Source organism: Dermabacter sp. p3-SID358, from assembly GCF_025147465.1.
Lineage (GTDB): Bacteria > Actinomycetota > Actinomycetes > Actinomycetales > Dermabacteraceae > Dermabacter.
In genome coordinates this window covers 1-11582 of sequence record NZ_JALXOZ010000003.1, presented here as the reverse complement: position 1 = coordinate 11582, position 11582 = coordinate 1, and the positions used below count along the sequence as shown (strand labels likewise).

6 protein-coding genes are annotated in these 11582 nt (G+C 61.2%); all 6 read left to right on the top strand.

Annotated features, from left to right (window positions below; genetic code table 11):
- Positions 1-16 precede the first annotated feature (16 nt).
- The gene (locus tag M3B90_RS02225; protein WP_259888425.1) at positions 17-664 is read left to right on the top strand and encodes an RHS repeat-associated core domain-containing protein; all 648 of its coding nucleotides are present in this window, start codon (positions 17-19) and stop codon (positions 662-664) included.
- A gap of 1884 nt (positions 665-2548) precedes the next feature.
- The gene (locus tag M3B90_RS02220) at positions 2549-2986 is read left to right on the top strand and encodes a hypothetical protein (protein WP_016663475.1); all 438 of its coding nucleotides are present in this window, start codon (positions 2549-2551) and stop codon (positions 2984-2986) included.
- A gap of 489 nt (positions 2987-3475) precedes the next feature.
- Entirely contained in the window at positions 3476-7327 is a 3852-nt protein-coding gene (locus M3B90_RS02215) for a phosphodiester glycosidase family protein (RefSeq protein WP_259888424.1), read from the top strand.
- A 152-nt stretch (positions 7328-7479) separates the two neighbouring features.
- Positions 7480-9282: an ABC transporter ATP-binding protein gene (locus M3B90_RS02210; RefSeq protein WP_259888537.1), complete on the top strand. Its 1803-nt coding sequence runs from the start codon at positions 7480-7482 to the stop codon at positions 9280-9282.
- 51 nt (positions 9283-9333) lie between these two features.
- On the top strand, positions 9334-10698 hold the full coding sequence (locus M3B90_RS02205; RefSeq protein WP_259888423.1) for a carboxylesterase family protein: 1365 nt from the start codon (positions 9334-9336) through the stop codon (positions 10696-10698).
- Between the two features lie 318 nt (positions 10699-11016).
- On the top strand, positions 11017-11582 hold a 566-nt coding region (locus M3B90_RS02200; RefSeq protein WP_396122433.1), incomplete at its 3' end, for an adhesin domain containing protein.

The following is an 11582-nucleotide window of genomic DNA, read 5'->3' as shown; positions in this document are numbered from 1 at the left end:
GGAGTATGACGAGCCCGTGGAAGCCTCCGAGGCGCGTACGGTTTCAGGTCCGGTTGGGTGTGGGTGGCTTGGTGCGAAAGGACGCGCGACGAGTGATGCTACCGCGGGTCTCACCCTCATGGGCGTGCGCCTCTACAACCAGGCGACAGGGACCTTTACCTCCACAGACCCCGTCCCCGGCGGAAGCTCCACGGCATACAACTATCCCACCGACCCCATCAATATGTGCGACCAGTCAGGAAAGGAAGCCTGTAAACGAAAAAAGGGAAACTCGCGGCCACAGGTATCCAAAACGCGCCGGCAAACCACTGGAAAATGGCACAATGCAAAAGAAATATGGCTCTCTGCGCTCATCTTCGGGCAGACTTTAGGTCCCAAAAAAATACTTCAAAAAACTGGATTATGGAAGAAGTTGCCAAAATGGGCACAACGGGTTGCACCCTCGGGGATTGGCATCGACCAACTACAAAAGAAGAGTTTCTGGATATGGACCGAGTATAAAGAGTGCGGAAAAGGTGGTGTCATGAAGTACTGGTACCGCGGATACTCATTTCTTCAGTATAGGGCGAAATATTCCATCCTCTATTGGAGGACTTCATGGGTTTACTTAAAGGCTCTGCACACAAGCTCAACGGGAAGGATCTCTGGAAGGCTTCCCGGTTAGCCATGAATAGTAGGCGCACGGAGGTGTCAGGCAAAATGGCTAGTGAGCCAAAAGACGAAGACTTGGAGCCCACAGAAGAGTCCGGAGAAGGCAGTAAATTTCATGGATTCCTTATTTTGATAGATTCTGCTACTTATGCGACTCTTCGCACACTTCCCGACGGGTTAACACCCGTCTCAATCGCGGTAACGGTAGTGGCCAGTATTTTGTTGGCGTATACCGGGTACGAGTTCCTTTTGAAAGAGGACAAGAAATTTTCACAAGGTGGTATATGGTTAGCCCTTGTGAAGAGCCTGAGTGTCGCTTTAGGTACATCGCTTGTGACATCAGTGTGCACTCGTTCGATAGTCCTGACGGTGATCTCTCTGGTCGCGGCAATAGTGTTTGAGCTACTTCTGCTCGGGTGGACCAGACTTTGAGATGTGCGGCGCATAAAAGTGCGATTGTGTGGCCGGTGCCAATAGTCGCTGGGGAGCGCATCCCATCGGGGTACGGGGTGCTGGAATGTCGATGAGGGGTAGGCTCCCGCTAATGTCCTGGTGGCTGAGTAAGAATTAGGAGCACTTATGTGGGCTGAGAGCAATAGATTAACCTTCCGTAAGGTGCGAAAGATAATAATGCAAATTTTGACCGAAGAAAATCCAGCAGACCTCCCCGAATTTATTCTGCAAAGTTCGTCGTCTGTCTACTCTACCGAGGCGAATGCTATTTACAGATACTCTTGCAATAACGTTCAAGAGGGTATCAGTAGTGAGCAGGTAGAACAGGTAATATATGATGCTAGCCGTGACCCGCTAGATGCTAATGCTGTAAGTCGCGCAGCGCAGAGAATCGTGGAAGCGTTAGGGTAGTGTCACTTGCGGCATGGTGGATCCGTTTATCACGTCAAAACTGAGACAGGGTCTCGGTAGTAAATTCCACTTCAGTATCCAAAATATGGATTTAGGCAATCTAGATGCGGCAAAGTAAGCAATTCGAGTCTCGGCTGCAGCGGATCACGTCGCAGCCCTCGCATTCTCGGCCTGGCGGGCCGATGCTTGCTGGGCGCGAGCTTGGTTGGTTGCCTCTGCCGGGTGTGGGTGTTAGCTGTGTAGGTCGCCCAACGCCACGGCGAGGTTGTTCTGCTCGCCTACTCTACTGTCTGCCGGCGTTGCTTTTTTGATGGTGATGCCGAGCTTTTGCCACGGATACTCCTGCGGAGACGATCATTTGTTGGGCTGGATGGAAGGAGTATGACGAGCCCGTGGAAGCCTCCGAGGCGCGTACGGTTTCAGGTCCGGTTGGGTGTGGGTGGCTTGGTGCGAAAGGACGCGCGACGAGTGATGCTACCGCGGGTCTCACCCTCATGGGCGTGCGCCTCTACAACCAGGCGACAGGGACCTTTACCTCCACAGACCCCGTCCCCGGCGGAAGCTCCACGGCATACAACTACCCCACGGACGTTGTTTCAATATTCGACCTAACAGATCGCTGCGGATCTACAAGCACGGTAGTGTGCCGGAGCGATGCAACGTGAGGTACTCGAAGTACGATAGGGATGGACGGTCGCGCATCTGCAACGGGATCGGGACAGCGTAGTTCAGGTATGTCGACTAAGAGAGGCGCAGCAGGTTCAGGCAAGCCCAACAGTTCCAGCGTAAAAGGCAGGTCTGTGGACAAGCACGACCACAGATCAGGCCGTAATCTGACGTGACGCCACCAGAGGTGGCGCGCATTCAAGAAGGCGACAAAACCACCAAGAAGGAAGCTGTAGACGCGCCGGGGAGGGTGCGTAGATACGTGCTGTGGAACCGGAAAATAGACGACGCAGTTTATGGTGGAAACAGGAAAGATGGGCCAATGTGAAACTGCTACCGCATATAGTAGCTTTTGAAGGAGGTGGCTGTGTCACAAACGTTGCCAAATGGTGCACGAACTGAAGCGGGACTCGCCAAATATTCGACGATGGATTTCTTGGAAATTTGTGAGGATAATCTCGGCACGCTTTTAAAGGGCTTGGATGGTCATCTGTACTATCTGAAGGCCGATGAGTTGAGCCGGAAATGCATTCTCAAAAATATGCGCGAAGGTGCTGCTCTATACGTCAATCCCGAGGGTTACTGGTCATCCTCTGAAGCGGAAGCGCATAGAGGGCGGATCGGAAAATGGTTTACGGGGCGCGACGGCAGCGAAATTGCGCGGCGTTATGCCGACGATAAGGCTAAATACCCTCTAGTGTACTCTGCGCTATTTTGGAGCCACTTCGATTCGAAACGAGTCCTGTATCTTGAGGGGTATTCGCTGGAACCGCTGCTTAAATTGGGTCTAGAGGAGCGCAGGTGAACTCCCTTCAGTTTGGTTAGAGGCATCATTGGAATGGCCGCAGTGCTGCTTATCTAAATGTTGGGGTCTCTAAGACGAGACCAAATGATTCCATGGTGCCGATTCTGACGGGCCCAGTACGAGTGTTTGACCAGCCCGTAGTGACGATTCATTGCGTCGCCGCTTGCTTCGCAATCCTCGCCTTCGATGCTTGCTGAGTGCGCCCGCGCCGTTCTTGGTCGTGCCGATTGCGAAACCCTCGTGGGGGTAGGTTGTTGGGTTGGGCTGGAATATAGATGTCTCGCCGCGAATTCGCACCAGTTCCCCTGAAGCGCGAGAAATAGCCACCATTCTCATCGTTGAAGCTGCGCTGGCAGAGCCACGGTGAACGATCCGTGAACTCCGGTGTTGCCGCTGGCGCAGCCTGAAATTCACCGCTTGGCAAGACGCCGTTAGGACTCGATTTCTAGCCTGAGCTTGACACTGTTTCTCGAGTTCAGGATAGAGATCATGCCCCGTATCCCCGCCCCGGGCGAGGCTGCCACTGCCGGCGCTTCGCGCTCTCGCCGCACGCGCGGTGGCCTTCGCGCCCTCGCCATTGCCGCGGCCCTCGCCATCGCCGTTCCCGGTAGCTTTGCCCTCCCCGCCGATTCCCCCTCCGTTCTCGCGCCGGCCACGGCCCAGGCCGCGCCAAGCGAAGATGACGTTGCAAAGGGTGGCGTGTTTGCGGATTCGCAGACGCGCCGCGTCGCGCCGGGCCTCGACCTCACGACCTTCTCGCGGCTCGAGAGCGCGGGCTGGAACGAGGGCAGTGTCCTGACGGCCGATCTCACCGAGCAGACCCTCTCGATGGACGTTGTTGACAACGGCAAGGTCGCAAGCCGCTCTCCGCTCGGCGAACTCATGACCTCGGGCGAGCGTGGCGATCAGGCGGTTGCCGCGATCAACTCGGCGTTCTTCGACATCAACTTCAGCGACGCGCCCGTGTACAGCTCGGTCTCGAACGGGGAGTCGGTCGTGGGTTCGGATAGCAAGCGCCCCGCGTTCACGATCGCGGGCGGCAAGGCCGTGGTGCAGGCCCTCACGACTTCCGGCAAGGCCACGCTCGCCGACGGTTCCTCGTTTGAGCTCGCTACCCTCAACGACCCGAGCATCCCCGAGGGCCAGATCGGCGTGTACAACGCCCGCTGGGGCTCCTACACGCTCGATCGTCCCATCGGAGGCCCCGACAAGGTGAGCACCCACGCTGCGTTCGCGCTCATCCAGGATGGTGAGGTCGTGAAGGTGAGCGGAATCGTCGAGAAGGGTGTGGGGGAGCAGGAGATCCCCGAGGGCGCGCAGCTCCTCCTCGGCCGCGAGGCAGGTGCCGACAAGGTCGCGGCCCTCAAGGTCGGTGACAAGGTTGACGTTGCGATCGGCCCCGATCAGAAGGTCGACCTGGGTGTGCAGGGCAGCGACCAAATCCTCAAAAATGGCGAGGTCATGGCGATGAATGACGACTCCCTCGTCAAGGCCGCGCATCCGCGAACCGCGATCGGCGTCAGCAAGGACGGCTCGAAGGTGTTTGCGGTCGTGCTCGATGGCCGCAGCGCCGACTCACGCGGCATGACCCTCCCCGAACTCGGCAAGCTCTTCAAAGACCTCGGCGCCTACAATGCCGTGAACCTCGACGGTGGTGGCTCCTCCGCGATGATCGCGCGTGAGGCCGGCTCGGACGGCCCGACGGTGTGGAACACGCCTTCGGATGGCGAGGTGCGCAGCGTCGCCGATGCGCTCGTGTTCTACTCGAGCGCGCCGAAGGACGTTATCTCTGACGCCAAGCTCTCGACCACGCTCGAGAACGAGAAGAGCGTGTTCCCCGGCCTTCACCGCACGCTCAACGGCACGGCCCTCGGGAAGAATCTCGCGCCGCTCGCGGCCGACGGCACCTACGCCGCCGAGGGTAACGCCACGGTCAACACGGTCGATTCGACTACCGCCGTCGTCGAGGGCGTCAAGCCGGGCGCCGCAACCGTCACGTACACGACCGGGGCCCACCAGGATTCACTCAACGTGCGAGTCCTCGGCGACCTCCTCGCGATCCGCCCGAGCGCCCGCACCCTGAGCCTCCCGGATCCCGATTCGACCCGTAACGTCACCCTCACGGGTATCGATTCCGACGGTCACCGCGCCCGCATCGAAACCCAGGACGTCAAGGTCGAGGCGAGCAAGGGCTTCACCGTGACCGACGACGGTCTCGGCACGTGGACGATCGCCGGCACGGGCGATGCCGAAGCCGGCACCGTGACGTTCAGCGTGGGAGATGTCGAGACGACGATCCCCGTGAGCTATGGAACCAAGGAAGAGCAGGTCTTTGACTTTTCCGATCTCGGCGCCTTCAAGGACGGCAATGCGCGTGCGAGCGGCTCCCTCGAACCCGCGACGGGCGAGGACGGCGAGAGTCCCGCTGTTCGCCTGCAGTACGACTTCACCCAGTCGACCGCGACCCGCGGCTACTACCTGATCGCGAACGAGCCCGTGAAGGTCGAAGGCAACGCGCTCGCGTTCACCGCGACCGTCAAGGGCGATGCGACGGGCGTGTGGCCCCGCCTCCAGGTCGTTGACGGCAAGGGCACCCGCACGAACATTAACGGTGAGAACGTCACCTTCGATGGCTGGTCGCAGGTGGTCTTTAAGGTTCCCGAAGGACTTGCCCAGCCTTTGACCGTCGAGGCGATTCGCCTCATGGAGACCCGCCCTGACGCGCAATACAAGGGCGACCTGACCGTCTCGGCGCTGACCGCTACGACAACCACGTCCGCCGAGGCGGGCGGAGACAAGGCCATCCACGATCCGGCCCTCCTCACGGTCGGCTCGGTCGACGACCGCCCGCAGCGCATCGCGGTCATGAGCGACTCGCAGTTCGTGGCGCGTGCTCCCGAATCGGGTAGCGTTACGGGCGCCCGTCGCACGCTCCGCGAGATCAAGGCAGAAAAGCCTGATCTGCTCATCATTAACGGTGACTTCGTGGATGAGGCAACCCCCGAGGACTACGCGCTCGCGAAGAGGATCCTCGACGAGGAATGGGACCCCGCAATTCCGTACATCTACGTACCCGGCAACCACGAGATCATGGGCGGAAAAATCGAAAACTTCGAGAACGCCTTCGGCGCAACCCGCCACGACCGCGATCTCGGCCGCACGAAGATCTTTACGCTCAATACCGCGGGAGGCTCGCTCCGCTCCGGCGGCATCGACCAGATTGCGGCGCTCGAGAAGGCCCTCAAGGACATGGAACAGTCGGATACCCTCACGGGCATTGTCGTGTTCTTCCACCACCCGCCGAGCGACCCGCTTCCCTCGAAGTCGAGCCAGCTCGCCGACCAGCGCGAGGCCCGCGAACTCGAGCGCGTTCTTGGCGAGTTCCGCGAGCGTTCCGGTAAATCTGCTGCGGTAGTGAACGCCCACGTTGGTGTGTTCCACGGCTCGGCCGTCGAAGGGGTCACGTACCTCATCAACGGTAACTCGGGTAAGAGCCCCGCAGGCACACCAGAGACCGGCGGTTTCACCGGGTGGACGATGCTTGGCATTAACCCGGGCGCGGGCAAGGTCGGCTCGAACCCGACGACTGCGGATCGCGTCGCGTGGCTCGCGGCCGAAACGAAGCCCTGGGTTGACGAGGTCATCCTTACGCTTCCGAAGGTTCTCCCGGAGGGTGAAACGGGCGAGTTCTCGGCAGTCATCGAACAGGATGGCCGCAAGGTTCCCGTCGCGTGGCCCGTCACCGCTCAGTACTCAGGTAGGGGAGTTCTCGTGGACGACGGTTCCGAGGCGGCCGAGGTTGCCGACGACAGCGCCGTGATTCGCGTGAACCCCCTGACCGGCGAGGTCACCGCTATTCGCCCCGGCGAAGCCGAGCTCGTCGTGACGGTCAACGGGCGCAGCCACTCGCAGTGCATCACGGTCAAGGGCGCGAGTGCCCCGGCGAAGCCGGCCCCTGAGGAGGAACCGTCGGACTCCGGCGTGGCCCCGGCTGAGCCCGCCCCCGCCGAGGGCGATGCGGAAGTCGCCGCCGTGGAGCCCCCGGCCGCGCAGCCTGCTCCCGAGCAGGCCGCTCAAGAGCCGGCTGCTCAGGATGAGGCACTGAATGGAGGCGAAGCCCAGGTGGGCGCCGCCGATACCGGCACGACCAACGCCACGCGTACATCGGCGGGTACTCCCGCGCAAGGCACGAGGGCTCCCGTGCGGGTCACCTCCTCGACGCCGCGCGCGAACGCCCTCCCTCGCACAGGCGTCGAGCTCGGCGGCGCGATCGCAAGCCTCATGTTCCTCGGCCTCGGCAGCGTGCTCCTCGCACGCTCGCGCAAGGAGAGCATGAAGTAGCAAGAGTGCTCCTCACGTGAGGAACAAAGGGGCGCCGGGTTTGCGGTTATCGCGAGCCGGCGCCCGCTCCATTATTGAAAGTGGGAGCAGTTCCTCACACTGGCGAAACGACGCGCGCTAGGCAACCGTCGGACCTCGCCTACCCTGGAGGGGTGAAGGCACTTTCGAGAATTTTCCGGTTTACGAGTGAGCTGTGGCCGCTCTATCTTGTGATCGTCGTGTCGGCGCTCCTGACGACCGCGATGACCCTCGTCATTCCGTTCCTCATCGGCTCGGCAACCGACACCGCGACCGCGGCCGTGGCGGGGACGCTCACGCGCGACGAAGCCCTGCACGACATCATCATGACGGCCATGTGGATCTTCGTCGCGTTCATGGCGAGTGCGCTCATCCAGAACATCGGCGGGTATTTCGGTGACGTCATGGGCAACCGCCTTCGTGCGATGCTCTCCGTCCGCTACTACGACAAGCTGCTCAACCTCCCGCAGCGCTGGTACGACGAAGAACTCACGGGCACGATCGTCTCGCGCCTGAATCGTTCGATTGCCGAAATTGGAACGTTCGCGAAGATCGCCTCAAACGCCTTCATCTCGATGATCATCACCGCGATCGCCGTGCTCGCGATTAGCGCGTGGTACTGGTGGCCGCTCGCCCTCATCCTGTTCATCATGTTCCCGCTGTACCTGTGGCTGACCTCCCTCACGAGCGTCAAGTGGCAGCGACTCGAAGGTGAAAAGAACGAGCAGATCGACATCGCCTCGGGCCGCTTCGCGGAGGTCGTGGGCCAGATCCGCGTCGTCAAGAGCTTCGTGCGAGAAAAGAGCGAACTCGCCTCCTTCACGAAGCGCTTCAACAGCACCGATGCGATCACGAAAGAGCAGTCGGTCCACTGGCACAAGATGGATGTCTACCGCCTCGCGGCCCTCAATCTCGCGTTCGCGGTGCTGTACCTCATCATCTTCATCCGCACGGTTCAGGGCGATTTCTCGGTCGGTGACATGGTCATCCTCATCCAGCTCATGAACCTCGTGCGCAACCCGATCGAGAACATGAGCTGGGTCGTGGATACCTCCCAGCGTGCGGTCGCGGGTTCGAAGGATTACTTCACGGTTATGGATACGAAGGTGGAGGTGTGGCCGACGCTTGCCGACGGACGATCGTTCCCCGAGGCTGTGGAGGGTGCCCCGCGCATCGTTTTCGACCACGTGAACTTCGCCTACGAGGAGAACCACGACGTTCTGCACGACATGAGCTTCCACGTGAATTCGGGGGAGAAGGTCGCGCTTGTGGGCGAGTCCGGCGGCGGCAAGTCCACGATCGTGAACCTGATCCTCGGCCTGTACCGCACGCGCACCGGAGAGGTGCGTCTTCGCGGCCACAACGTGAACGATCTGCCGATCGACGTGGTGCGCTCTCGCGTGGGCGTCGTGTTCCAGGACGCGGCGCTGTTTAGCGGCACGATCCGCGAAAACATCGCCTACGGCCGCCCCGACGCGACCGACGAAGAGGTACGCGAGGCGGCTCGTCGTGCGAACGCGAGCCAGTTCATCGAGCGGTTCAACGACGGCTACGACACTCTGATTGGCGAGCGCGGCCTCAAACTCTCCGGCGGGCAGCGCCAGCGCATCGCGGTTGCGCGCGCGATGCTCAAGGATGCTCCGATCCTCGTGCTCGACGAGGCGACCTCCGCTCTCGACACGAAAGCCGAGCGGCAGGTCCAGGCGGGCCTCGACGCGCTCATGGAGAACCGCACGTCGATCATCATCGCCCACCGCCTCTCGACGATCGCGGGTGTTGACCGGATCATCACGCTGCGCGATGGTCGCATCGACGAGATCGGCACGCCCGCCGAGCTTGCCGCTTCCGGCGGTATCTACGCCGAGCTGCTCGCCCTGCAGAACGCGGGCGGCGCTGAGGCAAAGAAGCTGCTCGAGAGGTTCGGGATCACCGGCTGAGATCCCCAGGCTAGTCTCGAGGACGCCGAAGGACGTTCGTACGATGGTGTAGTGACTTCCGAGCGTTTTTCACGAGAGCAGAGCATTGTGGTTGACGCGCCCGCCGGGTGTATCACAGGGTGGCGCGACGGCGAGGTGATTCGCGCGACGGGGATTCCGTACGCGCGTGCGGGTCGCTTTGAGAAGCCGGTGCCCGTGCTGGACCTGGGGGAATTCGAAGCGCGAGAGTGGAGCCCGTCGGCGCCGCAAAACCCCGCGGAAGAGCCGCCGCTTTTCGGCCCGGAGCTTCGCGACCTGCCGGTGAACGAGGACTGCCAGAACCTCTCGATTACCCTCCCCGGTGATATTCGCGAGGGCGAGAAGCTTCCCGTGATCGTGTGGATCCACGGAGGTTCGTATGTCGCGGGTGCGGGCGATTCGTCGTTCAGCGATCCCGCGCGGTGGGTGACTGAGCGCCGAGTCATCGTCGTGACCGTTTCATATCGCCTCGGGGTTCTTGGCTTCCTTGGCTCCTCGCTCGGCCCCGCGAACCTCGGCCTGCTCGACCAGGCTGAGGCATTTCGCTGGGTTCGACGCAACATTTCGTCGTTCGGCGGGGACGCTGCGCGAGTGACGGCACTCGGGGAGTCGGCGGGGGCCGACGCCATCCTGCACCACGCCGCCGCCATGGGGTATGCGATCCTCGCGGGCCGTGAGGAGGAGTTGTTCTTCGACCGCGCGATCGCGCTGAGCCCGCCGCTCGGAATTCGCGAGGGTCGTAGCCGCATGAATGCGGTTGGCGCGTCAGTACTTGAGCGGCGAGTGAAAAAGGAGTCACCGATTGAGGAGCTTCTCGCCGCACAGAAGGCGATCGAGGCTGCCTCTTCGCGGTTTGGCTTCGCCGGCTCGATGCCGTTTGGCGTCCAGTACGGGCACGATCCGCTCCCGCCCGAGGGTGAGGTCCTTGCCGCGTGGCACGCGATTGCCGCGAAGATCCCGCTTCTCATCAGCTCCGTGGGAACCGAGGCGAGTTTTTTCGCGCACTCGATGCCGTGTTCGCGATTCGTGCGCGGGTTGCCGCGCGTGGGGGAGAGCGCCTACTGGGCGTTTGTCGAGTATTCGAGCCGAGCGGTGTTCACGAAAGGCATCGACTTTCTCGCGCACGAGTGGGCGGCCGCGGGCGGAACCTCGCACCGCGCCGTCGTGCCGTGGAGCGTGCCCGGTAATCCGTACGGCTCCCCGCACGTCATGGACATTGCCCTCCTCTTTTCACGCAAGGATTCGTGGCGTAGTGCGCTCCCGTTCGAGGGAGCGACGTGGGAAGAGATCGATCGCGCTGGTGCCGAGGTGCGCCGCTATCTCACGCACTTCGCTGCGGGTGAGAATAGCCACCCGTTCACGCGTGAGCCGAGGGTGATCCGCGGCTTTGCTGCATAAACCACGCCCGATCGTGACGGGCGGCGCAGCTTGGTGCGCAACCGCGGTCGTGAAGGAGAGAGGCGTCGGTTCATAAGATGGCGGTCCTGACTTAACGTCGAGGTCACCGCGTCATAACGATCCACTTGACGTGTGCCGCGCAACTGACGCGCCGCTCCCACACACGTGCGTTCTGCGTTAGGGTATGCAAAGTACCGTCGAATATGACCGCCCGCTTTGGTCGTCCTTGACTTGGGCCGGTGGCATACGAGAAGAGACTTCCGGTTTTGAGCTCGTCCAATCGGTATTCGGCGAAATCCCTAATCTAAGGACACAAGCATGACTTCTCCCCATGAGACGAGCAAGCTTAAGCGCCTACCGCGCTTGGGCCTCTCGGCACTCACCGCGCTCGCGCTCGCCGCGGGCACGCTCGGCGCTGTTCCACTGAGCCCCTTCGTTTCCGAAGCCTCTGCAGCTGAAAGCTTCACCGGCGGCATCCGCGAAAAGTCCGGCGCGGTAGAAAAGGACGACCAGCAGGCGTCCGACCTGCCGGCCGGTTCGTGTGTTGTTTACAGCGGTGAGCCGAGCGGAAACCAGGCAGGTTTCAGCTGGAACACCCTGGAGCCGAGTGCGACCAGCCCCGACAAGAAAGCTTGGGGCCTGAGCGTCTCCTTTGATAACTCGAAGGACCGTACATTCGCCGATTGGTACTTTTCCAATTCGGAGAACCTTAACAGCGTTTTGAATGTCGGCCAGGTGCCTTCCATGGAGGTTGGCCAGACCTTTATTGACAAAAATGTCACCCGCAAGGCCGACGAAAGCATCGACATTACTGCTAGTGGTCGCAATCTGCGGAACTTGAATCTCTACGGAGAGCTGACCGACGAGGAAGTCAAGCAGTTCGC